We start from the raw sequence: 24,894 nt of genomic DNA, 5'->3' as shown, positions 1-24,894 counted from the left end.
GCCCGTCAGACGCAATCAGTGTGTTTGATTTGCACTGTGTTGACAAACGGTTAAATTTAGCAGCAGATATAAGTTTTTCTAACAGGCCGGATGATGACGCGTAGCTATATCCCTCTTAACTCGCTGCGGGCTTTTGAAGCCGCGGCCAGACACCTCAGCTTTACCCGCGCCGCGATTGAGCTCAACGTGACGCATTCTGCCATCAGTCAGCATGTAAAAGCGCTGGAGCAGCAGCTAAATTGTCAGCTTTTTGTGCGCGGTTCTCGTGGATTAATGTTGACGACTGAAGGGGAAAGTCTGTTACCTGTACTTAATGACTCTTTCGATCGTATGGCGGGGATGCTGGATCGTTTTGCTACCAAACAGACCCAGGAAAAACTTAAAATTGGCGTGGTGGGGACCTTTGCGGTTGGGTGTCTGTTTCCTCTACTGGGCGATTTTAAGCGCAGTTACCCGCATGTTGATTTGCATATTTCTACCCATAATAACCGCGTGGATCCCGCTGCCGAAGGGCTGGATTATACCATTCGCTACGGAGGGGGAGCTTGGCACGATACCGACGCGCAATATTTATGTAGCGCGCTGATGTCTCCACTGTGTTCGCCAACATTGGCTTCGCAGATTCAAACGCCTGCGGACATCCTGAAATTTCCGTTATTACGATCGTATCGGCGGGATGAATGGACGCTTTGGATGCAGGCCGCCGGAGAGGCGCCTCCGTCACCGACGCACAACGTGGTGGTGTTTGATTCGTCCGTCACCATGCTGGAAGCCGCGCAGGCGGGGATCGGTGTGGCAATTGCGCCAGTCAGAATGTTCACGCATTTACTCAGTAGGGAACGAATCGTTCAACCGTTTTTAACGCAGATTGATTTGGGAAGTTACTGGATAACGCGTTTGCAATCGCGTCCGGAGACACCCGCGATGCGTGAATTTTCCCGTTGGTTGACAGGAGTGCTGCACAAATAAAAAGGCCCGCCAATGGCGGGCCTGATTATTAACGCATGTACTTAGATGGTCAGAATACCAATAGCCGTTACAACGGTCAGGATTGCTGCCAGTCCGTAGAATACCCATTTGCCAGCAGGCACGTGGATTTTCAGGTCATGCATCGCGTGGTGCATACGGTGTAAACCACACCACAGCGGCAGAACGATCATCAGGAACAGAAACGCACGTCCGATGAAGCTCTGAGCGAATGCCAGTACGCGTTCATAGCTGAAAGCATCAGGAACAAAGCCCAGCGGCAGCATAATGCCTACCAGCAGGATCATTACCGGCGCAATGATTGCGCTCCACATACCGCCTGCACCAAACAGGCCCCAGAATACGGGTTCGTCAGAGCGTTTTGGATTTGGATTAATCATTCCGGACTCCTTACCAGAACAGGGCAACAAACAGTATGACTACTGTCGCAACCACAGTAACTGCCCAGAGACCTTTGATGATCGGCTCTGGCCCCATTTTTTCGTCTTTTACGATGATGTTGGCAGCTTTTGGCGCCAGCTCAAACCAGGTTTTGGTATGCAGCAGCGCTGCTGCCAGGGCGATAATGTTAAGGATTACCACCACCGGGTTTTGCAAAAAGGCGACAAAGCCCATCCAGGACTCTGCACCATGCTTGAGTGCAAACAGGCCGATAATCAGTTCAATGCTGAACCAGACTGCCGGAACCGCCGTGCCTTCACGCAGCATGTAAAAACGATAAAATGGCAGCTTTTTCCACCAGGTGGACGTCATTGGCCGCACATAGGCTTTACGTTTAGTCGTCATCGTGCACTCCTTAGCGTGGTTTCAGGGTAGCGATAAGAAAGTCTTTTGAACTTTCAACTTTACCCTGCTGAATGGCCGCAGCCGGATCGACGTGTTTCGGGCAGACTTCGGAGCAGTAGCCCACGAAAGTACAGGTCCAGACGCCGTTCGGGCTGTTCAACTGAGCCATACGCTCCTTCTTACCGTGGTCGCGGCTATCTTCGTTGTAACGATGCGCCAGCGTAATCGCAGCCGGTCCAATGAACTCAGGGTTCAGGCCGAACTGCGGACACGCGGCATAGCACAGACCACAGTTGATGCAACCGGAGAACTGATGATACTTCGCCATCTGCGCCGGAGTCTGGGTGTTTGGACCCTGATCCGGTGTACGCGGGTTACCGATAATGTACGGTTTGATCGCTTCCAGGCTTTCGATAAAGTGCGTCATGTCGACGACCAGATCGCGCTCAATCGGGAAGTTGCCCAGCGCTTCAACCTTCATGCCGTTGGTGTAATCACGCAGGAAGGTTTTGCACGCCAGTTTCGGTACATTGTTGACCATCATGCCGCAGGAGCCGCAGATCGCCATACGGCAGGACCAGCGGTAGCTCAGGTCCGGTGCTAGGTTATCCTTGATGTAGCCCAGCGCATCCAGCAGTGACGTGGTTTCATCATAAGGAACTTCGTAGAAAGCACTGTGCGGCGCGGTATCGGTTTCCGGGTTATAGCGCACCACCTCAACTTTCAGGTTTTTCATCTCAGCCATTCGCCTTCTCCTTCTTATCGGCTGCTTCCGCTTCGCCACCGTAAACACGTTTAGCCGGTGGCAGAGTGGTGATTTTCACGTCGCTGTATTCCAGGCGAGTCGTGCCGTCAGCATCGCGGAAGGCGAGGGTGTGTTTGAGGAAGTTCACATCGTCACGCTCGGTGCAGCCTTCATCCAGACGCTGATGCGCGCCGCGGGATTCTTTACGTGCCAGAGCGGAGTGCGCCATACATTCAGCAACGTTCAGACCGTGACCCAGTTCGATGGTATACAGCAGGTCGGTGTTGAAGACGCTGGAGGTATCAGTGATACGTACGCGCTTGAAGCGTTCCTGCAGTTCCGCCAGCTTATCAACGGTTTTCTGCATGAGTTCCGGCGTACGGTAGATACCGCAACCTTCTTCCATGGACAGGCCCATTTCGTCACGGATCTTAGACCAGTTTTCGTTACCTTCCTGGTTAACCAGATCTTTCAGACGTTTTTCAACGCCAGCAACCTGTGCATCAAGAGCGGCACTGTTTGCAGCGCCAGCCGTTGCAGCGCGTTCTGCAGCCTGCTCACCGGCCATACGACCGAAGACCACCAGTTCAGCCAGGGAGTTAGAGCCCAGACGGTTAGCGCCATGCAGACCAACAGAGGAACATTCGCCGACAGCGAACAGACCTTTAATGCGGGTTTCACAGTGCTGATCGGTTTCGATACCGCCCATGGTGTAGTGCGCGGTCGGACGTACCGGGATCGGCTCTTTAACCGGATCGACACCCACGTAAGCTTTCGCCAGTTCGCAGATGAACGGTAAACGTTCGAGCAGTTTTTTCTCGCCGAGGTGACGCAGGTCGAGGTGAACCACATCGCCACGCGGAGTGGAAATGGTATTGCCTTTGCGCCATTCGTGCCAGAACGCCTGAGAAACTTTGTCGCGCGGACCGAGTTCCATGTATTTGTTTTTTGGCTCGCCCAGCGGGGTTTCCGGACCCATGCCGTAGTCTTGCAGATAACGGTAGCCGTTTTTGTTAACCAGAATACCGCCTTCACCACGGCAGCCTTCAGTCATCAGGATACCGGAGCCTGGCAGACCTGTTGGGTGATACTGAACGAATTCCATATCACGCAGCGGAACGCCGTGGCTCAGCGCCATGCCCATACCGTCGCCGGTTACGATGCCGCCGTTGGTGTTGTAACGGTAAACACGACCTGCGCCGCCCGTTGCCATCACGACAGCGTTAGCACGGATTTGCACCAGCGTGCCTTCCATCATGTTCATGGCAACCAGACCACGAGCATGGCCATCGTCAACCAGGATATCCAGAACGAAGTGTTCGTCAAAGCGCTGAATCTGCGGGAACTGCAAAGATGTTTGGAACAGCGTATGCAGCATGTGGAAGCCGGTCTTATCCGCGGCAAACCAGGTACGCTCGATTTTCATGCCGCCGAAGCGACGTACGTTGACGCTGCCGTCTTCACGACGGCTCCATGGGCAGCCCCATTGTTCCAGTTGCGTCATTTCAGTTGGGCAGTGGTGGACAAAGTAATCCACGACATCCTGCTCACACAGCCAGTCTCCGCCTGCTACCGTATCGTGAAAATGGTAGTCAAAGCTGTCATGATCCTGCGCGACAGCAGCAGAGCCGCCTTCGGCAGCAACGGTATGGCTGCGCATTGGGTACACTTTTGAGATCAGTGCGATTTTAGCGTTGGGATTTGCTTGTGCGGCAGCAATTGCAGCACGTAATCCCGCGCCACCGGCGCCTATAATGGCAAGATCGGCTTGAAAGGTTTGCACGACATTCCTCCAGATTGTTGTTATTTCATCCCTGCCTGAATCAGATGCTTCATCGGCTTCAAACAGGTTATGAACGCGTTTCCACTGCTCCTTTATAGGTACAATAGTATAGTCTTAGGGATGTGCGGGAAATTTGACGTGTTCGATTTTTTTAGCGTATCAGAGGGGGGAATTATCATTGAATTTGATTAATTTAATTACTAAACCACCCTGTGTCGCTTTTTTTATCCAATTGCCAGTGCTGATTACTGGTGCGCGAAATTTGTCTCGTTAGCGCGATACGAGTAGACTTCGTGCCCTTGTCTTAAATCGGAGAAACAACCATGAGCGAAACGGCAACCTGGCAGCCGAGCGCGTCCATCCCCAATCTGTTGAAACGTGCAGCAATTATAGCGGAGATTCGCCGCTTTTTTGCCGATCGTGGCGTGCTTGAGGTTGAGACCCCTTGTATGAGTCAGGCAACGGTGACGGACATCCATCTGTTCCCGTTCGAAACGCGTTTCGTCGGCCCTGGGCACTCCCAGGGAATGAATCTCTATTTAATGACCAGCCCTGAATACCATATGAAGCGCCTGCTGGTGGCAGGGTGCGGCCCGGTGTATCAATTATGCCGCAGCTTCCGTAATGAAGAGATGGGGCGTCATCACAACCCTGAATTCACCATGCTTGAGTGGTATCGTCCGCATTACGATATGTATCGCCTGATGAATGAAGTGGATGATTTGCTCCAGCAGGTGTTGGACTGTTCGCCTGCGGAAAGCCTTTCTTACCAGCAGGCCTTTCAGCGCCATCTGGAGATTGACCCGCTGTCTGCGGATAAAACCCAACTGCGGGAAGCGGCGGCGAAATTGGATCTCAGCAATATCGCTGATACCGAAGAAGACCGGGATACCTTACTGCAACTGCTGTTTACGATGGGCGTTGAACCGCATATTGGTAAAGACAAACCGACGTTTGTGTATCATTTCCCGGCCAGCCAGGCATCACTGGCGCAAATCAGTACCGAAGATCACCGCGTGGCTGAACGTTTCGAGGTTTATTACAAAGGTATTGAGCTGGCGAATGGTTTCCATGAATTGACCGACGCGCGCGAACAGCAGCAGCGATTTGAACAGGATAACCGCAAACGCGCCGCACGTGGCCTGCCGCAGCAACCTATCGATACCAACCTGCTGGAAGCGCTGAAAGTGGGCATGCCGGATTGCTCAGGCGTGGCGCTGGGTGTTGACCGTCTGGTGATGCTCGCGCTGGGCGCAGAGAGCCTGGCCGAGGTAATCGCATTTACAGTCGATCGCGCATAACTTACTCTTCTGCAATACAAAGTGGCGGCTTAATCGCCACTTTGTAGCATATTTTTTCATTTCCCCTCTAATAGCCACAATTTAAACCTGGATATTTGATATCGTTTAGGTATCAATTCTGTGTTGATTTTTTTATCGCTGAACTCTGCAAAGAGAGCAGTGCCAACCGGTGAGCGGCGTTTGTTAAACGCTTGCCAGAGTAAGGGATGGTTTAATGACCCAAACAATAAAAAAGATGAGCCTGATAGGTCTCATTCTCATGATATTTACGTCAGTTTTCGGTTTTGCTAATAGCCCCTCCGCGTTCTATTTAATGGGGTATAGTGCAATACCGTGGTATATATTTTCTGCATTATTATTCTTTATTCCATTTGCTTTAATGATGGCGGAAATGGGTTCTGCCTATCGGAAAGAAGAGGGGGGAATCTATTCGTGGATGAATAATAGCGTTGGACCGCGTTATGCGTTTATCGGCACGTTTATGTGGTTTTCTTCTTATGTGATATGGATGGTAAGCACCGCGGCGAAAGTCTGGGTACCTTTTTCAACCTTCTTGTTTGGCGCAGACATGACGCAGCACTGGCGTATTGCAGGGCTTGAGCCTACGCAGGTTGTCGGGTTGCTCGCCGTCGGTTGGATGATCCTGGTGACCTGCGTGGCATCCCGGGGTATTAATAAGATTGCGCGTATTACGGCTGTAGGTGGAATTGCCGTAATGTGTCTTAATTTAGTTCTGTTGTTAGTGAGTGTCGCTATTTTGTTATTAACTGGTGGCCACTTTGCACAGGATATTAATTTCATCACTTCGCCTAATCCCGGATATCAGTCCGGACTGGCAATGTTGTCATTTGTTGTGTTTGCCATTTTTGCTTACGGCGGAATTGAAGCTGTGGGGGGACTGGTTGATAAAACAGAAAAACCAGAAAAGAACTTTGCAAAAGGCATTGTCTTTGCCGCTATTGTCATTTCTGTTGGTTATTCACTGGCCATCTTTTTATGGGGCGTTAGCACCAACTGGCAGCAGGTATTAAGTAATAGCTCAGTTAACCTCGGGAATATTACCTATATCCTGATGAAAAGCCTCGGAATGACGTTGGGTAATGCGCTACATCTTTCCCCTGATGCCGCAATGGTGATGGGCGTATGGTTTGCACGTATTACCGGGCTTTCCATGTTCCTTGCCTATACCGGTGCTTTTTTCACCCTCAGCTACTCACCGCTGAAAGCGATTATTCAAGGCACGCCGAAGGCGTTGTGGCCCGCGCCGATGACCAAACTGAATGCCGTAGGGATGCCGACGACGGCAATGTGGTTGCAGTGCCTGCTGGTGAGCCTGTTTATCCTGCTGGTTTCGTTTGGTGGCGATACGGCTTCAGCGTTCTATAACAAACTGACGCTGATGGCGAACGTCTCGATGACGCTGCCGTATCTGTTCCTCGCGCTGGCGTTTCCGTTCTTTAAAGCCCGTCCGGGTCTGGAAAGACCATTTGTGGTCTTTAAAACCCGGGCAGCGACGCTGCTGGCAACGGGTGTGGTCGTGCTGGTGGTGACGTTTGCCAACGTGTTCACCATCATCCAGCCGGTGATTGAAGCCGGGGACTGGAACAGCGCACTGTGGATGACCGGCGGCCCGATCTTCTTCTCACTGCTGGCGATGGCGATTTATCAGAACTACAGCCGCCGCACGACCAATGAACCTGAGTGGGCGGTGGAATAAACGACCTGCCTAATCCGGCCTACAAAGTAGCATCTTCGTAGGCCGGATTAGACCCAACGGGTCGCCATCCGGCATTTCTTGCCTGCATTGTGCGTTACAAACTCCCTGCCGGGCGACTACCTCTTCCTGCAGAACTTAATGTTCTCCCTGTTTGCTTACCGCCGAGGCTCTCCAGACGCATCTGGAACGGAGGGAACGGCATATCAATACCGTGCTCGCGGAAGCCTGCCAGAATCAGTTGGTGGATTTCATGGCGCAGCGGCATGCGATGCCCCATCTCTGCGGCATAAATACGCAGTTCGAAGATTTGAATCCCCTGCTGCAGGTCAACCAGAAAGACTTCAGGTGCCGGATTATCGATAACCAGAGAACAGCGCTGCGCGGCAGTCAGCAGGATCTGCGTAACCTCCTCGCTGTTCGCCTCCGACGGTGCCGGGATGGTTAACACCACACGGGTAACGGAATCGGATAACGACCAGTTGATAAACTGTTCGGTGATAAAGGCTTTATTGGGCACGATGATCTCTTTGCGGTCCCAGTCGCTGATAGTGGTGGCACGGGTATTAATCTTCGTCACGCTACCGGTAAGATCGCGAATCGTCACCGTGTCGCCAATGCGGATTGGTTTTTCAAACAGGATAATCAGGCCGGAAATAAAGTTGGCGAAGATCTCCTGCAAACCAAAGCCCAGACCGACACCGAGAGCCGCCACCAGCCATTGCAGTTTGGACCATTCAATACCGATCATCGAGAAGCCAACCAGACCGCCAATCAGCATCAGCAGATACTTGGTGATGGTGGTGATGGCATAACCGGTACCGGGGGTTAAATCAAGATGTTGCAGTAGTGCCAGCTCCAGCAACGCGGGCAGGTTGCGTACTAACTGGGTGGTGATGATAAACACCAGAATCGCGATAAGCACTGCGCCCAGCGTTATCGGTTCTAAGCTTTCCACGCCCTGAACCGTGGAGGTGACATCCCACAACGAGATGTTTTCCAGGAAGCCGAAAGCGGAATGAATTTCTGACCACAGTACAATGACCGAGAGCAGGGCGATAAGCATCAGGATAGAACGCACCAGGCGCAGCGATTGTGCGCTGATAGCATCCAAATCCACTTCGCTTTCATCAACGTCAATCGCGCCTTCAAGGCTGGTGGAATGCGGTGGTTCTTCTTCGCCTCGCGCGCGCTGCGCCAGCATTTCAGCGCGTCGATGCTTGGCGCGGTCAAACGCCAGGCGGCGGCGCTGAATTAGCATCCAACGGCGGATAACGTGATACACCACCAGTAATAAGAACCAAATCGCTACGGACGTTTCCAGACGCGCCAGCAAGGCTTGTGACGTAGCGAGATAGCCCACCGCTGCGGCGAGAATAGCAATCAGCGGCGCACCCATCAGCAAATTCCACAGCATGCTGTTGACCATGTTATCGGTGTTGCCCTCTTTATCGAGGTACAGCGGTATCCCGGCGCGTTTCAGGCTCAGGGTTACGACAGCCAGCGCACCGCAAATCAGAATAAAGCACAGACGCCCCAGTGAGGCGGAGAATTCCCGGTCATTGAGGTTATCAAACATAATCACCGCCATGATCAACGGGACAATCAGCCCGATGCTCATCAGGTAATAGTGCATGGCTTTCGCGACGCGGTTCCGCGGCCAGCCAAAGTGGGCAATAAACAGACCGTTGGGACGCGCAAAGGTAGCGCAGATCATTACCGCCCACAGCATGGGCACCGTGGCGGTAACGCCATCGCCGATCGCGACAGCCAACGGATAAGGCCAGGCTTCCTGCAATCCGTAACCGAGCGTTGCCCACAGTACTGGCAACGGCGAAGCGACGAGTATTGACCAGAATACCGTGCGTATTGTCAGCCAGAAGTGGTCCTGGGTAACTTTCCCGACCCGCGCGGACGAGCGTTCAAGGAAACGGGTGAAGTGCTTGCGCGAAGAGAGGCTAAAGCCAACCAGCACCAACGCCGCGAACAGCGGTAGCAGCGTTTCTTTGCTGGTCAGCATCATGATGCTGGCCTGGCCCAACTGATTAAACGTATCTAATGAAATCAGACGCCGCAGATCCTGAACGATGTCGACAGGCCAGGAGAGGGAGATAGGGCTAACGTCTGACGTCCAGAACAGGTAGCGGTGCGTCGCTTCGTTGACCTCTTTTAGCGCATCTTCCAGTTGGCTGTTGGAAACTTTGAGCTTGGTCAGCTCAAGGATCAGCGTATCGCCACCCTGTAACAATGAGTTCAGCAGCTCACGCTGGGTCCGTAGCTGGGCGTTGAGGATGCTGCTCTGTTCAGCGGTCAGCGGTTGTCCATCGGCCTGATGAATCTGACGCAGCTGCGGCTGTTTGTTGAGGAGATCCTCATAGCGCATGCGGTGTACGCGAAGCTGCGCCATTTCGGTATCCAACTGCTGAGGTTTAGGCATTTCCGGCAGACGGGATACCTGCGCTCGCAGCGCTTCTCCCAGCATATTTGAAACCCCAAGCCACTGAGACTGCTCTCGCAGCGTATTCAATGCCTGACGCACCTGCAGCGTTTGGCTGGCGGCCTGACGCTGCTGCGAAGCGACCAGGTCCATACGCTGTGCTTGCTGGTTTAAGGCCTGAGACAGCTCGCGGTTCACCTTGAACTGGTCGACAATGCCTTCCGGCAGTCCCGCGCTGTTTTCCGCCAGCAGTTCGGTGCTTTCCAGCGCTCGCTCAGCTTCACGCTGACGTTGACTGTTGAGTTGATTGCGCAAAGCCTGCAGGTAAGTGTCGAGTTGTTGACTCTGTTTTTCCGCCAGTTCGGAGCGCATACGCGCCAGTTCCTGACGGTTATTGGCAGAAAGCTGCGCCAGCTCCAGTTCATCGACCTGGGCTTTAAGTTTGGCGGATTCAGCCTGCATCGCCTGATTCTGTGCGGAATTGCCGTTGGCGGTACCAATGCGTCGCTCAAGCTCATTGAGCTGGCGGCGGGCATCGGTTTGCTGTTGAGGAAGCTGGCTTAACGAGTCGGCGATTTCCCGGGCGCGATCCTGCTCCTGCTGGGCCTGACGACTCTTTTCCAGCAGTTGGCTGCTAACCTGGAGGATCTCCTGGTTTAACGCATCGGTAGTGAGTCCGGTTGGCACATTGCGCGGTTCATCACGCAGGTTGCTAAGCTGCGCGCGTAACGTTGCGGACAGCTTGGGGAAGTTATCAATAACTTGCTGGTATTGCTGGGCGCGCTCGAGAGAGCCTTTACGCTCCTCAAGGGCATTCAGCGCGGACTGGAGCGCCTCAACGGTTTCTGGCTGAGCGGGTTTTGCCGCCTTTGCTTGCTCCAGTTCCTGGGTGAGTTGTTTGGCATCGGGGGCCGTCGCAGCGTACGCCCCCAGGCTGAGGCACCAGGCCATCAGAAAAGTGATAATCAGGCGCACAGCAGCGATTCCTATGTTTAACTTTCGTCTTTTTTGTCGTCAACCAGCGGGCTGGCATCGTGTTCTGCTTCGATCTCTTCTTTCGCCAGCGGGGCCGGTTCTGCCTCTGGCGTCACGAAAGTCTCGGTCGAGATGGCCATTGGCTGGCCGATTTTAGTCACGGAAAGATCCTGCAATTGCTCAACCAGGTTAACTTTGCCAGGTGCGAACAGGTTGATGACGGTGGAACCGAGCTTAAAGCGGCCCATTTCCTGACCTTTCAACAGCGCCACCGACCCTTCGCTTTCGCCTTCCGGCCAGGTCCAGCGCTTGATGACGCCTTCTCGTGGTGGGGTAATGGTGCCAGCCCATGTGGTTTCAATGCTGCCGACGATGGTCGCGCCGACCAGAATCTGCACCATCGGGCCAAATTCGGTATCAAACAGACAGATTACACGTTCGTTGCGGGCAAACAGGTTCGGTACGTTTTGCGCAGTCAGGATGTTTACAGAGAAGAGATCGCCCGGCACGTACATCATTTCACGCAGGATACCGTTACACGGCATGTGTACACGGTGGTAATCGCGTGGAGACAAGTAAGTGGTTACAAACGTACCGTTGCGGAATTTATCCGCCATCTGGTAGTTGCCAGCCAGCAGCGCTTCAAGGGTATAGCTGTGCCCTTTAGCCTGCAGCAGTTTGTCTTCTTCGATGTTACCTAACTGGTTGATCACGCCGTCAGCGGGCATGACCAGTACGTTTGGATCGGTGTTAATCGGGCGTGCATCGTCGCGCAGCGGGCGAACAAAGAAGTCGTTAAAGGTGCGATAGCTGGCGGTGTCCGGCTTTTGCGCCTCTTTCATATCGACCTTGTAATATTTCACGAACAGATCGATAACCAGTTTGGTCAGCCATCCCGCTCGTTTGCTCGCACCCCAACCCGCCAGGCGAGTGAGCCATAGTTTCGGCAGAATGTATTGTAGCGAAAGCTTAAATGAGTTTAACAAGGTAGCCTCCAGGCCATAATTTGTTCCCGATCCGGCATACAGGCCGGATCCTGAAAAAAGGGGGACGATTCTAGCGATGCTTAGCTTAGTTGTCAGTTGTCTGTATCAGAAAAGTTTTTACGCGTTTTTACCTGCGCCATGCTTTCCAGGATGCGGTGATAATTTTCAAACCGGGTTTCGGCTATGGCCCCTTTTTCTACAGCCTCACGGATAGCGCAGCCTGGATCGGTATCATGCTTGCAGTCGCGGTATTTGCAATGGCCCAGATAGTCATGAAATTCGACAAAGCCATGCGTGATTTGTTCCGGCTCCAGATGCCACAGTCCAAACTCACGCACGCCAGGGGAGTCAATAACGTCGCCGCCGTGCGGGAAATGATACAGGCGAGAGGCCGTGGTGGTGTGCTGTCCAAGGCCGGAGTTGTCGGAGACATCATTGGTCAGGATTTCTTCCTGCAGGCCGAGAAGATTATTGAGCAGGCTGGATTTACCTACGCCCGACTGACCGGCAAAGATGCTGATGCGATCGGTTAATGCTTCTTCAAGCGGTTTCAGGCCGTCTTTAGTGCGGCTGGATACCATCAACACCCGATAGCCAATGTTGCGATAGATATCCATCTGTTCGTTAACGAAGGCCATGCCTTCATCATCCAGCAGATCGATCTTATTCAGCACGATAATCGGTTCAACGTGTAGCGTTTCGCAGGCTACCAGATACCGGTCGATAATATTGAGTGACAGCTCGGGTAAGATGGCTGAGACAATAACGATCTGGTCGATGTTGGCGGCAATAGGCTTTACCCCGTCGTAAAAGTCGGGTCGTGTCAGTACCGAGGTACGATCGTGTACCGCTTCAACGATACCTTTGACATTCACGCCTTCAGCTGCCGCTTTACCCGGGCGCCAGACTACGCGATCGCCGGTCACCAGCGAGCGAATTGTACGGCGGATGTTGCAACGGTGAATTTCACCGTCAGCAGACTCTACGTCGGCATGCATGCCAAAACGGCTGATAACGATGCCTTCGGCGGTTTCGCCAAACAGGTTGTCGTCGTAGTCGGGCTTCTCCGTGGACGTTTTAAGACGACGCTGGTGATTGGCGTTCACACGGCGCTGTTGGCCTTTGGAGAGTTTATTCTTACTCAATCGGACTGGCTCCTGGTCGCCCATGATGGGCAAAACATTTATGATACACACAATTTTAGATCAATGTAGTCACACTGAATGTGACGCTGAAGGGTGGAAAATAGCATGAGTGCCAATGAAAACAACCTGATTTGGATCGATCTGGAGATGACAGGTCTGGATCCCGAGCGCGATCGCATTATTGAGATCGCCACGCTGGTGACGGATGCCAACCTGAATATTCTGGCTGAAGGACCGACAATTGCGGTGCACCAGTCCGACGAACAGCTGGCATTAATGGATGACTGGAACGTACGTACGCATACCGGTAGCGGGCTGGTGGAGCGCGTGAAGGCGAGTACCATGGGCGATCGTGAAGCAGAACTGGCCACGCTGGCTTTTTTGAAAGAGTGGGTTCCGCAAGGGAAATCACCTATCTGTGGCAACAGCATCGGTCAGGATCGTCGTTTCCTGTTTAAATACATGCCGGAGCTGGAGGCGTATTTCCATTATCGCTATCTGGACGTCAGCACGCTCAAAGAACTGGCGCGTCGTTGGAAGCCGGAAATCCTTGCGGGCTTCACCAAGCAGGGAACACATCAGGCGATGGACGACATTCGTGAATCTGTTGCTGAGCTTGCTTACTATCGCGAACATTTTATTAATCTTTGATTTTGTTCTCCGGTGGCTTGCACCACCGGGTTTTTGACGCTAAATTGTTCAGCTTGATTGTAAATTAATCACTTGAACGAATTTTCGAAAAAAACGCTTTCAGGGGGGTTGCAGCTAAACGGATTTCTCGTATAATGCGCCTCCCGTAACGACGCAGAAATGCGAATTACGACAGCAACAAAAACAGTACAGATTTGCGGGAATAGCTCAGTTGGTAGAGCACGACCTTGCCAAGGTCGGGGTCGCGAGTTCGAGTCTCGTTTCCCGCTCCAAAATTTGAAAATGCTTGTAAAGCACAGACCACCAATCGCAGGATTTCGAATTGCGACAAGGCGGCAACTGAATGAGTCCTCAGGAGCTTACTAAAGTAAGTGACTCAGGCGAATGAAGGCAGCCAACGCAGTAGCGGTTCGAAAGACGAAGATTATGCGGGAATAGCTCAGTTGGTAGAGCACGACCTTGCCAAGGTCGGGGTCGCGAGTTCGAGTCTCGTTTCCCGCTCCAAAATTTGAAAGTGCTTGTTAAGCACAGACACACCCAAGCGGGAATAGCTCAGTTGGTAGAGCACGACCTTGCCAAGGTCGGGGTCGCGAGTTCGAGTCTCGTTTCCCGCTCCAAATTCTTACCCCAATAAAAATATCCACAACGAATAATTGCGTTGGGGACGTTTTGTTTCGTCATTGACATACTCTTGTAAACAGACTTATCCACAGGTTCGGGTATTATTCCTGGAATGCAAAAAACTTCGCCGGGTGAATAGTATCATTTTAACCATTTGAAATTACTGGTTTAATTATCATTTCAAATTGTTAATGCGATCACTTGACGATTTTTTCCCTCTTGAATATCAATGTGTTTTTATTTTTATACACAAGCTGTGGATGACTTAAGCGTCGCGCGGCAGACCCTTCTCAATGACCCTGACCAAACGTTGTTTCTGCGGTAGCTGCACCTCAACTACGCAGGTATTTCGCTTCTCAATTTGCTGAGCAACCGCCCACTCTATGTGTTCGTCGAGAAGTGGGTGCTCACCTCTGCGACTTTCCAGTGCGCGAAGAATGGCTTCATTCCAGGGAGCATTACCCAACGCAACGGCGATATTTCGCAGCCAGCGCAGGTGGCCAATACGACGAATGGCAGACCCCTCCGTGACTTTTAAAAACCACGCTTCGCTCCAGCTAAACAGCTCTATTAACTCCGGAGCATGAAGCTGCTTGCGCGGGTTGAAGTCATCCTCTGTCGTCAACTGTGAATAGCGGTTCCACGGGCAAATAAGCTGGCAATCATCGCAGCCGTAAATTCGATTCCCCATCAAGGGACGAAATTCTTCCGGGATCGCGCCTTCCAGTTCGATAGTGAGATAAGAGATACAGCGGCGCGCATCCACCGTGTAGGGTTCAACGATGGCCCCGGTGGGACAGATGGTCATGCAGGCGACGCATTTCCCGCATCCTTCTTCTGCTGGTTGGTCTACCGGTAAGGGTAAATCGATCAGTAATTCCCCGAGGAAGAAAAATGAACCGGCTTCGCGATTGAGGATAAGTGAGTGCTTACCTGTCCAGCCAAGCCCGGCTTTTTCCGCTAACGGACGCTCAAGAATGGGCGCAGAATCGACAAAAGGTCTAAAATTCAGCGAAACGCAGTGCTGTTGAATCATCTCCCCCAGCTTTTTTAAGCGGTTACGTAGCAGCTTATGGTAGTCGCGGCCAAGCGCGTAACGGCTGACGTAACCCAGCGAAGGGTTCTTCAACGTGCTGGCGAAGGCCGCATTGGCAGGAAGATAGTTCATACGTACGCTGATGACACGTAGCGTACCGGGCAATAATTCGTGAGGTCGGGCGCGCATCATGCCGTGACGGGCCATCCAGTCCATCTCGCCGTGGTATTGTTTATCCAGCCAGGCCTGCAGTTTGGGCTCCGCTTCGCTGAGGTCGGTATCGGCAATACCGACCTGCTGAAAGCCAAGCTCCAGCCCCCACTGCTTAATATTTTGCGCTAACTGATTGAGATCGAGGGGCTCTGACATGACGGACCATACAATGAAGAAAAACCCCGCAAGTATACCACACTCCATCTGGCACGCCGATGACATCAGGCGGATGGAGCGAGAGGCGGCAGACAGTTTAGGGCTGACGTTGTACGAACTGATGCAACGGGCGGGAGAGGCGGCGTTTCAGATCACTCGTGAGGCTTATCCGAACGCCCGGCACTGGCTGGTGCTATGTGGTCATGGCAACAACGGCGGCGATGGTTACGTAGTAGCAAGACTTGCCAAAGCGTTGGGTCTTGAAGTCACGTTGCTGGCACAGGAGAGTGACAAACCGCTCCCCGAGGAGGCGCAGCAGGCGCGTGATGCCTGGCTTAACGCGGGTGGCGTCATTCACGCGGTTGATATCAATTGGCCAGATAACGTGGACGTGATAATCGACGCGCTGACAGGCACTGGCTTAAAACACGCACCGCGTGAGTCTCTGTCAGTATTGATTGAACGTGCCAATTCTCACCCAGCCCCCACCGTGGCGATAGATATTCCCTCCGGCCTGCTGGCGCAGACGGGAGCGACGCCGGGCGCGGTCATCAACGCAGCGCATACCATTACCTTTATTGCACTCAAGCCGGGCCTGCTCACCGGTAAAGCGCGCGATGTCACCGGGCGTCTGCATGTTAACGCACTTGGGCTGGACGACTGGCTGGCGGGGCAGAATGTGCCAATTCAACGTTTTGATGCTCAACAGCTTGCGCACTGGCTAACGCCGCGTCGACCCACCTCGCACAAGGGCTCCCACGGTCGGCTGGTGATTATCGGCGGTGACCACGGAACGGCAGGCGCAATACGCATGGCCGGGGAAGCCGCGCTGCGTGCAGGCGCCGGGCTGGTCAAAGTGCTGACGCGCAGTGAAAACATTGCGCCTATTTTGACAGCCAGACCGGAACTGATGGTCGATGCGCTGACGCCGCAGACGCTGGAAGAGAGCCTGGCGTGGGCGGATGTAGTGGTGATAGGCCCCGGGCTTGGTCAGCAGGAGTGGGGCAAAAAAGCGCTGCAAAAAGTGGAGAATTTTCGCAAACCGATGCTCTGGGATGCGGATGCGCTGAACCTGCTGGCAATCAACCCCGATAAACGTCACAATCGCGTGATCACGCCGCATCCAGGTGAAGCCGCGCGACTGCTGGGCTGTTCCATTGCAGAAATTGAAGACGATCGCTTACTTTGTGCACAACGTCTGGTAAAACGGTACGGAGGCGTGGTAGTGCTGAAAGGCGCGGGTACGGTTGTTGCTGCTGAACAGGCGGAGTTGGGTATTATTGATACCGGCAATGCCGGGATGGCCAGCGGCGGAATGGGGGATGTACTTTCCGGTATTATTGGCGCATTGCTCGGACAGAAGCTTACCCCGTATGATGCAGCATGTGCGGGATGTGTTGCGCACGGAGCGGCGGCGGATGTGCTGGCGGCGCGTTATGGTACGCGCGGCATGCTGGCGACAGATCTCTTTACCACGCTACAGCGTATTGTTAACCCTGATGTGATTGACGTTTATCATGATGAATCGAGTAATTCCACTACCTGATGAGCAGGCGACTTTAGACCTGGGACTGCGGGTAGCCAAAGCCTGTGACGGCGCGACGGTTATATATTTGTACGGCGACCTGGGAGCGGGTAAAACCACCTTCAGCCGGGGATTTCTGCAGGCATTAGGTCATAAAGGTAATGTAAAAAGCCCCACCTACACGCTGGTTGAACCCTATTCACTCGATAACATGATGGTATATCACTTCGATTTATACCGACTTGCGGACCCAGAGGAGCTGGAATTTATGGGGATCCGCGATTATTTTGCCAATGATGCCATCTGCCTGGTGGAATGGCCGCAACAAGGTAAAGGTGTACTGCCAGACCCGGACGTCGAAATACACATTGAATACCAGGCGCAAGGTCGAGAGGCGCGTGTAAGCGCAGTCTCCTCATCAGGTGATTTATTGCTGGCGCGTTTAGCCGATTAACCTTAAGGGTGGCGGGATGATTTATCGCATCAGAAACTGGTTGATGGCAACCCTGGTCCTGCTGTGCGCGCAGGCAGGGGCCGCCAGCCTCTCCGATCTTCAGGTGTCCAATGGCGATCAACAGGCGCGGATTACGCTGAGCTTTATTGGCGATCCTGAATATGCCGTTTCGCAGGACGGGAAACGAACCGTCGCGCTGGATATTAAACAAACCGGAGTGATTCAGGGATTACCGCTGCTGTTTAGCGGCAATAATCTGGTGAAATCTATCCGTTCCGGCATGCCAAAAGATGCGCAGTCTCTGCGACTGGTGGTGGATTTAACCGAGAACGGTAAAGCCGAAGCAGTAAAACGCCAGAACGGCGGCAATTATACCGTCGTGTTTACCATCAACGCTGATGCGCCACCGCCGCCGCCTCCACCTCCCGTGGTTGCAAAGCGTGTTGAAGCGCCGATTGTTGCCCCACGTCCTGTCGAGCCAGCGCGCAATCCGTTTAAAGCAGAAAACGATCGCACTACGGCTGTGACTAACAGCAATACCTCTACGCGCCCTGCGGCGCGCGCCAGTTCCAGCAACGGCGATAAAGTGGTGATTGCCATTGATGCCGGACACGGTGGACAGGATCCTGGTGCTATTGGTCCTGGCGGCACGCGTGAGAAAAACGTCACGATTGCCGTGGCGCGCAAGCTGCGCAGTTTGCTCAATGATGACCCGATGTTTAAAGGCGTCCTCACTCGTGATGGTGATTACTTTATCTCGGTGATGGGGCGTTCAGACGTCGCGCGTAAACAAAACGCCAATTTCCTGGTTTCTATTCACGCGGATGCCGCACCAAACCGTGATGCCACAGGTGCTTCCGTTTGGGTGCTGTCAAACCGTCGGGCGAACAGTGAGATGGCCGGCTGGCTGGAACAGCACGAGAAGCAATCGGAGCTGTTGGGCGGCGCGGGCGATGTGCTGGCAAACAGCCAGTCCGATCCTTATCTCAGCCAGGCTGTACTGGATCTGCAGTTCGGTCATTCGCAACGCGTCGGGTATGATGTGGCGACCAGCATGATCGGCCAGTTAGAACGTATTGGTTCGATGCATAAGCGTCGCCCGGAACACGCTAGCCTCGGCGTACTGCGTTCGCCTGATATCCCGTCAGTGCTGGTTGAAACCGGCTTTATCAGTAACAACAGCGAAGAACGTCTGCTGGCGAGCGATGATTACCAGCAGCAGCTGGCTGAGGCGATTTACAAAGGATTGCGTAACTATTTCCAGGCGCACCCGATGCAAACCGGGCCGCAGGGCGCACCGGCGCAAACCGCCAGCGCCATATCGCCGGGTAACACGTTAACAAATTAAGGATTAGCCATGCCGATTCAGGTTCTACCGCCACAGCTGGCGAACCAGATTGCCGCAGGCGAGGTGGTAGAGCGGCCTGCGTCAGTGGTGAAAGAGCTGGTGGAAAACAGCATTGATGCCGGTGCGACGCGCATTGATATCGATATTGAACGCGGCGGCGCGAAGCTTATCCGTATTCGTGACAACGGCTGTGGGATTAAAAAAGACGAGCTGGCGTTGGCGTTGGCGCGTCATGCCACCAGTAAAATAGCCTCGCTTGACGATCTTGAAGCCATCGTGAGCCTCGGATTTCGCGGCGAAGCGCTGGCCAGTATCAGCTCCGTGTCTCGCTTAACCCTGACGTCGCGTACGCAAGAACAACCCGAAGCCTGGCAGGCGTATGCCGAAGGGCGTGACATGGATGTCACAGTTAAACCCGCTGCGCATCCGGTGGGAACCACGCTGGAGGTGCTAGATCTGTTCTACAACACCCCGGCGCGGCGCAAATTTATGCGCACCGAGAAAACCGAATTTAATCATATCGACGAGATTATTCGCCGCATTGCGCTGGCACGTTTTGATGTGACGATAAATTTATCGCACAACGGCAAAGTGGTGCGACAGTACCGGGCAGTGGCCGCGGATGGGCAGAAAGAGCGCCGGCTGGGTGCGATTTGCGGCACGCCATTTCTGGAGCATGCGCTGGCGATCGAATGGCAGCATGGCGATTTAACATTGCGTGGCTGGGTGGCCGATCCTAACCACACAACGGCAGCACTGGCAGAAATCCAGTACTGCTATGTGAATGGTCGGATGATGCGTGACCGGCTGATCAACCATGCTATCCGCCAGGCTTGTGAAGATAAGCTGGGAGCCGATCAACAGCCCGCATTTGTGCTGTATCTGGAAATCGATCCGCATCAAGTGGATGTCAACGTACACCCAGCTAAACATGAGGTCCGTTTCCATCAATCCCGCCTGGTGCACGATTTTATTTACCAGGGCGTGTTGAGCGTCCTGCAACAGCAGCTTGAAACGCCGCTGCCGTTGGCTGATAACGACGAACCCGCCCCAAGGCACATCCCGGAAAACCGCGTAGCTGCTGGACGCAACCATTTTGCCGAGCCTGCTCCCGCGCGTGAACCTGCGACACCGCGGTACTCAGCATCCGCTGGTGCTGGAAGTGGCAGTAGCGGTGGCAGTAGTAGTGGCGGTGGCCGTCAGGCGGGAGCCAGTTGGCCTCATGCTCAACCCGGATACCAAAAGCAGCAGGGCGAAATCTATCAGCAACTGATGCAGACGCCGGCTCCAACGCGGAAAACGCCGGTCTCTGAAACGTCATCGACGCCTCTGACTGGCAGTAGTCAGGGCTTTGGCCGGGTGCTAACGATTGTTGGTGCAGACTGCGCGTTACTCGAGTGCGATGGCCATATTCAGTTGTTGGCATTGCCGGTGGCTGAGCGTTGGCTGCGTCAGGCGCAGTTAACGCCGGGTCAGGGAACGGTTTGTGCTCAACCGTTACTGATCCCATTACGTCTAAAAGTGACCGCCGATGAAAAAGCGGCACTGCAAAAAGGACAGAGCCAACTGGCTGAGTTGGGCATTGAATTTCAGCTGGATGCGCAGCATGTGACCATCCGGGCTGTGCCTTTACCCTTACGCCAACAAAATTTACAAATCTTGATTCCTGAACTGATAGGCTACCTGGCGCAGCAATCCGTATTCGAGCCGGGCAATATTGCACAGTGGATCGCACGTAACCTGATGAGCGAGCATCCACAGTGGAGCATGGCACAGGCGATTACGCTGTTAGCGGATGTTGAGCGGCTCTGCCCACAACTCGTGAAGGCACCGCCGGGTGGTCTGTTACAACCTGTTGATTTACATTCGGTAATGAATGCCCTGAAACATGAGTGATACCCGTAAGGCGAGCCTGCCAAAGGCGATTTTTTTGATGGGGCCAACGGCCTCCGGTAAAACGGCATTAGCAATTGAATTGCGTAAAGTTTTGCCTATAGAGTTGATAAGCGTTGATTCCGCCCTTATTTACAAGGGGATGGATATCGGTACAGCCAAGCCTGATGCAGCTGAATTACAGGCCGCGCCGCACCGATTGTTGGATATCCGCGATCCGTCGCAAGCGTACTCCGCTGCGGATTTTCGTCGCGATGCGTTAGTCGAGATGGCCGACATCACCGCCGCGGGGCGTATCCCGTTGCTGGTGGGCGGCACAATGTTATATTTCAAAGCCTTGCTTGAAGGACTGTCGCCGTTACCGTCGGCGGACCCGGAAGTCAGGGCCAGAATTGAGCAGCAGGCGGCAGAGCAGGGTTGGGACGCGTTACACCGACAGCTTCAGGACATCGATCCCGTGGCTGCGGCGCGTATTCATCCAAATGATCCGCAAAGACTTTCCCGGGCACTGGAAGTTTTTTTCATTTCGGGTAAAACTTTAACGGAGCTGACGCAAACGTCAGGAGATGCTTTGCCGTATCAGGTGCATCAGTTTGCAATCGCCCCGGCGAGCCGTGAACTGCTCCATCAGCGAATTGAGCAGCGTTTTCATCAGATGTTAGCTTCAGGTTTTGAAGCAGAAGTCCGGGCGCTTTTTGCCCGTGGAGATTTGCATACGGATTTGCCTTCCATTCGTTGTGTAGGGTATCGCCAGATGTGGTCATACATTGAAGGTGAAATTTCATACGATGAAATGGTTTATAGAGGTGTTTGCGCCACGAGGCAGTTGGCGAAGCGACAGGTAACCTGGTTGCGTGGTTGGGAAGGGGTGCACTGGCTTGACAGTGAAAAGCCTGACCAGGCGCGAAACGAAGTATTACAGGTTGTTGGTGCTATCGCGAACTGAATGTGTACAATTGAAACGTATCGTGCGCAATTTTTCAGAATCGAAAGGTTCAAAGTACAAATAAGCATATAAGGAAAAGAGAGAATGGCTAAGGGGCAATCTTTACAAGATCCGTTCCTGAACGCACTGCGTCGGGAACGTGTTCCAGTTTCTATTTATTTGGTGAATGGTATTAAGCTGCAAGGTCAAATCGAGTCTTTTGATCAGTTCGTGATCCTGTTGAAAAACACGGTCAGCCAGATGGTTTATAAGCACGCGATTTCTACTGTTGTCCCGTCTCGTCCGGTTTCTCATCACAGCAATAATGCCACCGGCGGCACAGGCAGCAACTACCATCACGGTAGCAACGCGCAAGGTTCATCTGCGCAACAGGACAGCGAAGAAACCGAATAAGGTTATTAGCTGTTTTACATACGGGGAGCCAGCGATCCTGCGTTCCCCGTTGATTTATATTAAGGGGTTGACGCTTGTTTGACCGTTATGATGCCGGTGAGCAGGCGGTACTGGTACACATCTATTTTTCGCAAGACAAAGATATGGAAGACCTCCAGGAGTTTGAATCTCTGGTTTCTTCCGCCGGTGTCGAAGCAATGCAGGTGATTACCGGGAGCCGTAAAGCACCGCACCCGAAGTATTTTGTTGGTGAAGGTAAGGCAATCGAAATTGCCGAAGCCGTAAAAGCGACTGGCGCTGCGGTGGTGATTTTTGATCATGCTCTAAGCCCTGCCCAGGAACGTAACCTGGAACAGTTGTGCCAGTGTCTTGTTATCGACAGGACTGGTCTCATTTTAGATATTTTTGCCCAGCGTGCGCGAACCCATGAGGGTAAGTTGCAGGTTGAGCTGGCGCAGTTGCGCCATATGGCTACGCGTCTGGTCCGTGGCTGGACTCACCTTGAACGGCAAAAGGGCGGGATTGGTTTGCGCGGTCCGGGTGAAACCCAGCTCGAAACCGACCGTCGTTTGCTGCGTAATCGCATTTTGCAGATACAGTCGCGCCTGGAAAAAGTTGAAAAGCAACGTGAGCAGGGGCGACAGTCGCGCAAGAAAGCGGATGTCCCAACCGTATCACTGGTGGGATATACCAACGCCGGAAAATCCACCCTGTTCAACCAGATCACCGAAGCCCAGGTCTACGCAGCGGATCAGCTGTTTGCGACCCTGGACCCGACGCTACGCAGAATAGACGTTGCGGACGTGGGTGAGACAGTGCTGGCGGATACCGTTGGGTTTATCCGTCATTTGCCGCACGACCTGGTGGCGGCGTTTAAGGCCACCTTGCAGGAAACACGTCAGGCGACATTGCTGCTGCACGTTATTGATGCAGCAGACTTTCGTGTGCAGGAAAACATTGAGGCCGTCGATACGGTGCTCGAAGAGATCGATGCGCATGAGATCCCGACTCTGCTGGTGATGAATAAAATCGATATGTTGGATGACTTTGAGCCGCGTATCGACAGAGATGAAGAGAATAAACCCATTCGCGTTTGGGTATCAGCGCAAACGGGGATTGGTATACCACAACTTTTTCAGGCTTTGACTGAGCGACTTTCCGGTGAGGTGGCGCAGCATACGTTGCGTTTGCCGCCGCAGGAAGGGCGTTTGAGAAGCCGGTTTTATCAACTTCAGGCAATAGAAAAAGAGTGGATGGAGGAGGACGGCAGCGTAGGTCTGCAGGTTCGTATGCCGATCGTAGACTGGCGTCGCCTCTGTAAACAAGAACCGGCACTGGAAGACTATGTTGTCTGATCTGACGGATATGGCCTGAAGATTTTTTCGCCTCTATACCTTGTGGATTTTGTGCGGCAGGAAGGCGGCAAGTCCTGAAATCTCCAGGAGCATAGTCAACTATGTGACTGGCGTTGAGGGACGCAGCCAACGCAACGGCAGCGCAAAAGACGCAGGTATAGCATCGCATAACAAATATGGAGCACAAAAATGGCGTGGAATCAGCCCGGTAATAACGGACAAGACCGCGACCCCTGGGGAAGCAGCAAACCTGGCGGCAACCCTGAGGGAAATGGAAACAAAGGTGGTCGCGAGCAGGGACCTCCCGATCTGGACGATATCTTCCGCAAACTGAGTAAAAAGCTCGGTGGTCTGGGTGGCGGTAAAGGTACAGGCTCTGGCGGCGGTAGTTCATCGCAAGGCCCGCGTCCGCAACTGGGCGGTCGAGTCTTTACTATTGCAGCGGCCGCTATCGTCATTATCTGGGCGGCTAGCGGTTTCTATACCATTAAAGAAGCGGAACGTGGCGTGGTGACACGCTTCGGTAAATTCAGCCATTTGGTTGAACCGGGTCTGAACTGGAAACCGACCTTTGTCGACGAAGTGACACCGGTCAACGTTGAAGCCGTGCGTGAACTTGCCGCATCCGGCGTCATGCTGACTTCTGACGAAAACGTCGTGCGCGTCGAAATGAACGTACAGTACCGCGTGACCGATCCGCAGCGTTACCTGTTTAGCGTAACCAGCGCGGATGACAGTCTGCGTCAGGCTACTGACAGCGCCCTGCGTGGGGTTATCGGTAAATACACCATGGACCGTATCCTGACCGAAGGGCGTACCGTTATTCGTAGCGACACCCAACGTGAACTGGAAGAAACGATCCGTCCGTACAACATGGGTATCACCCTGCTGGACGTCAACTTCCAGGCTGCACGTCCGCCGGAAGAAGTAAAAGCCGCGTTTGACGATGCTATCGCAGCACGTGAAAACGAACAGCAGTACATCCGTGAAGCGGAAGCGTACACCAACGAAGTTCAGCCGCGTGCAAACGGTCAGGCGCAGCGTATTCTGGAAGAAGCACGTGCGTATAAGACTCAGACCATCCTGGAAGCACAGGGTGAAGTGGCTCGCTTCGCAAAAATTCTGCCGGAATATAAAGCCGCACCGCAAATTACCCGCGAGCGTCTGTATATCGAAACCATGGAAAAAGTGCTGAGCAATACCCGCAAAGTCCTGGTTAACGATAAAGGTAGCAATCTTATGGTTCTGCCGCTGGATCAAATGCTGAAAGGTGGTAGTGCGCCAGCAACAAAGACTGACAGCAGTTCAAACCTGCTGCGTCTTCCGCCAGCAACGACTTCCAGCACTGGAGCAAGCAACACTTCGTCCACCAGTCAGGGCGATATTATGGACCAACGCCGCGCGAATGCGCAGCGTAACGACTACCAGCGTCAGGGGGAATAAC

Annotated in this window: 20 protein-coding genes and 3 tRNA genes; 15 read left to right on the top strand and 8 right to left on the bottom strand. The window is 53.4% G+C overall.

Annotated features, from left to right (window positions below; translation table 11 throughout):
• Positions 1 to 93 precede the first annotated feature (93 nt).
• Positions 94 to 969 (top strand): LysR family transcriptional regulator AmpR, encoded by an 876-nt coding sequence (gene ampR, locus OGY37_RS12825; RefSeq protein WP_126319885.1) that lies wholly within the window; start codon positions 94 to 96, stop codon positions 967 to 969.
• A 41-nt stretch (positions 970 to 1,010) separates the two neighbouring features.
• Here the strand turns inward: ampR and frdD are convergent, their stop codons facing one another.
• Genes frdD through frdA form a run of 4 tightly spaced genes read right to left on the bottom strand, consistent with a single transcriptional unit; the run spans position 1,011 to position 4,301 of the window.
• Positions 1,011 to 1,367, bottom strand: a complete 357-nt coding sequence (gene frdD, locus OGY37_RS12820) for a fumarate reductase subunit FrdD (protein ID WP_003025535.1) — start codon at positions 1,365 to 1,367, stop codon at positions 1,011 to 1,013.
• 10 nt (positions 1,368 to 1,377) lie between these two features.
• The gene (frdC, locus tag OGY37_RS12815; protein WP_003025537.1) at positions 1,378 to 1,773 is read right to left on the bottom strand and encodes a fumarate reductase subunit FrdC; all 396 of its coding nucleotides are present in this window, start codon (positions 1,771 to 1,773) and stop codon (positions 1,378 to 1,380) included.
• A gap of 10 nt (positions 1,774 to 1,783) precedes the next feature.
• On the bottom strand, positions 1,784 to 2,518 hold the full coding sequence (frdB, locus tag OGY37_RS12810; RefSeq protein ID WP_003025540.1) for a fumarate reductase iron-sulfur protein: 735 nt from the start codon (positions 2,516 to 2,518) through the stop codon (positions 1,784 to 1,786).
• Positions 2,511 to 4,301, bottom strand: a complete 1,791-nt coding sequence (frdA, locus tag OGY37_RS12805; protein ID WP_003830519.1) for a fumarate reductase (quinol) flavoprotein subunit — start codon at positions 4,299 to 4,301, stop codon at positions 2,511 to 2,513. Before frdA ends, frdB begins: the two co-directional genes overlap by 8 nt.
• Before the next feature lie 323 nt (positions 4,302 to 4,624).
• Between frdA and epmA the strand changes: the two genes are divergently transcribed.
• Both epmA and yjeM read left to right on the top strand, forming a co-directional pair.
• On the top strand, positions 4,625 to 5,602 hold the full coding sequence (epmA, locus tag OGY37_RS12800) for an elongation factor P--(R)-beta-lysine ligase (RefSeq protein ID WP_079939036.1): 978 nt from the start codon (positions 4,625 to 4,627) through the stop codon (positions 5,600 to 5,602).
• A 214-nt stretch (positions 5,603 to 5,816) separates the two neighbouring features.
• Entirely contained in the window at positions 5,817 to 7,319 is a 1,503-nt protein-coding gene (gene yjeM, locus OGY37_RS12795; RefSeq protein ID WP_286554296.1) for a glutamate/gamma-aminobutyrate family transporter YjeM, read from the top strand.
• Positions 7,320 to 7,413: 94 nt separating this feature from the next.
• Here the strand turns inward: yjeM and mscM are convergent, their stop codons facing one another.
• The 3 genes from mscM to rsgA form a co-directional block, all read right to left on the bottom strand.
• The gene (gene mscM / locus OGY37_RS12790; RefSeq protein ID WP_286620964.1) at positions 7,414 to 10,728 is read right to left on the bottom strand and encodes a miniconductance mechanosensitive channel MscM; all 3,315 of its coding nucleotides are present in this window, start codon (positions 10,726 to 10,728) and stop codon (positions 7,414 to 7,416) included.
• Between the two features lie 17 nt (positions 10,729 to 10,745).
• Positions 10,746 to 11,714, bottom strand: coding sequence for an archaetidylserine decarboxylase (asd, locus tag OGY37_RS12785; RefSeq protein WP_003830511.1), 969 nt, complete (start codon positions 11,712 to 11,714; stop codon positions 10,746 to 10,748).
• A 92-nt stretch (positions 11,715 to 11,806) separates the two neighbouring features.
• Positions 11,807 to 12,859 (bottom strand): small ribosomal subunit biogenesis GTPase RsgA, encoded by a 1,053-nt coding sequence (rsgA, locus tag OGY37_RS12780; RefSeq protein WP_170974257.1) that lies wholly within the window; start codon positions 12,857 to 12,859, stop codon positions 11,807 to 11,809.
• Positions 12,860 to 12,964: 105 nt separating this feature from the next.
• Between rsgA and orn the strand changes: the two genes are divergently transcribed.
• The 4 genes from orn (at position 12,965) to OGY37_RS12760 (ending at position 14,127) form a co-directional block, all read left to right on the top strand.
• Positions 12,965 to 13,510 carry an oligoribonuclease gene (gene orn, locus OGY37_RS12775; protein ID WP_003830507.1) on the top strand — a complete coding sequence of 182 codons (546 nt, stop codon included), beginning with the start codon at positions 12,965 to 12,967 and terminating at the stop codon, positions 13,508 to 13,510.
• A 196-nt stretch (positions 13,511 to 13,706) separates the two neighbouring features.
• Positions 13,707 to 13,782, top strand: a tRNA-Gly gene (locus tag OGY37_RS12770).
• Positions 13,783 to 13,938: 156 nt separating this feature from the next.
• Positions 13,939 to 14,014 (top strand) — tRNA-Gly (locus OGY37_RS12765).
• Between the two features lie 37 nt (positions 14,015 to 14,051).
• Positions 14,052 to 14,127 (top strand) — tRNA-Gly (locus OGY37_RS12760).
• Between the two features lie 269 nt (positions 14,128 to 14,396).
• On the opposite strand, the gene queG is transcribed toward OGY37_RS12760, so the two are convergent.
• Positions 14,397 to 15,536 carry a tRNA epoxyqueuosine(34) reductase QueG gene (queG, locus tag OGY37_RS12755; protein ID WP_126319459.1) on the bottom strand — a complete coding sequence of 380 codons (1,140 nt, stop codon included), beginning with the start codon at positions 15,534 to 15,536 and terminating at the stop codon, positions 14,397 to 14,399.
• Here queG and nnr point away from each other — a divergent pair.
• The 8 genes from nnr to hflK all read left to right on the top strand — a co-directional run bounded on the left by nnr (position 15,535) and on the right by hflK (position 24,893).
• Positions 15,535 to 17,082 carry a bifunctional ADP-dependent NAD(P)H-hydrate dehydratase/NAD(P)H-hydrate epimerase gene (gene nnr, locus OGY37_RS12750; protein WP_286620963.1) on the top strand — a complete coding sequence of 516 codons (1,548 nt, stop codon included), beginning with the start codon at positions 15,535 to 15,537 and terminating at the stop codon, positions 17,080 to 17,082. The two genes, queG and nnr, sit on opposite strands and share 2 nt — an antisense overlap.
• A complete protein-coding gene (gene tsaE, locus OGY37_RS12745) occupies positions 17,054 to 17,515 on the top strand; it encodes a tRNA (adenosine(37)-N6)-threonylcarbamoyltransferase complex ATPase subunit type 1 TsaE (RefSeq protein ID WP_003830502.1) in 462 nt (153 codons plus the stop codon). Before nnr ends, tsaE begins: the two co-directional genes overlap by 29 nt.
• Positions 17,516 to 17,531: 16 nt before the next feature.
• The gene (gene amiB, locus OGY37_RS12740; protein WP_286620962.1) at positions 17,532 to 18,863 is read left to right on the top strand and encodes an N-acetylmuramoyl-L-alanine amidase AmiB; all 1,332 of its coding nucleotides are present in this window, start codon (positions 17,532 to 17,534) and stop codon (positions 18,861 to 18,863) included.
• Between the two features lie 9 nt (positions 18,864 to 18,872).
• Complete coding sequence (mutL, locus tag OGY37_RS12735) at positions 18,873 to 20,759, top strand: DNA mismatch repair endonuclease MutL (protein ID WP_126319455.1); 1,887 nt, start codon at positions 18,873 to 18,875, stop codon at positions 20,757 to 20,759.
• On the top strand, positions 20,752 to 21,702 hold the full coding sequence (gene miaA, locus OGY37_RS12730; RefSeq protein WP_003830497.1) for a tRNA (adenosine(37)-N6)-dimethylallyltransferase MiaA: 951 nt from the start codon (positions 20,752 to 20,754) through the stop codon (positions 21,700 to 21,702). Before mutL ends, miaA begins: the two co-directional genes overlap by 8 nt.
• An 84-nt stretch (positions 21,703 to 21,786) precedes the next feature.
• Complete coding sequence (hfq, locus tag OGY37_RS12725) at positions 21,787 to 22,095, top strand: RNA chaperone Hfq (RefSeq protein ID WP_003025584.1); 309 nt, start codon at positions 21,787 to 21,789, stop codon at positions 22,093 to 22,095.
• 74 nt (positions 22,096 to 22,169) lie between these two features.
• Entirely contained in the window at positions 22,170 to 23,450 is a 1,281-nt protein-coding gene (gene hflX / locus OGY37_RS12720; protein WP_003830495.1) for a ribosome rescue GTPase HflX, read from the top strand.
• Positions 23,451 to 23,639: 189 nt separating this feature from the next.
• Positions 23,640 to 24,893 (top strand): FtsH protease activity modulator HflK, encoded by a 1,254-nt coding sequence (hflK, locus tag OGY37_RS12715; protein ID WP_063941660.1) that lies wholly within the window; start codon positions 23,640 to 23,642, stop codon positions 24,891 to 24,893.
• The last annotated feature ends 1 nt before the right edge of the window (position 24,894 follow it).

Source organism: Citrobacter sp. Cpo030 (assembly GCF_030333005.1).
In the GTDB taxonomy this organism is placed as follows: Bacteria; Pseudomonadota; Gammaproteobacteria; order Enterobacterales; family Enterobacteriaceae; genus Citrobacter; species Citrobacter portucalensis.
This window is presented reverse-complemented; position numbering and strand designations above follow the sequence as displayed.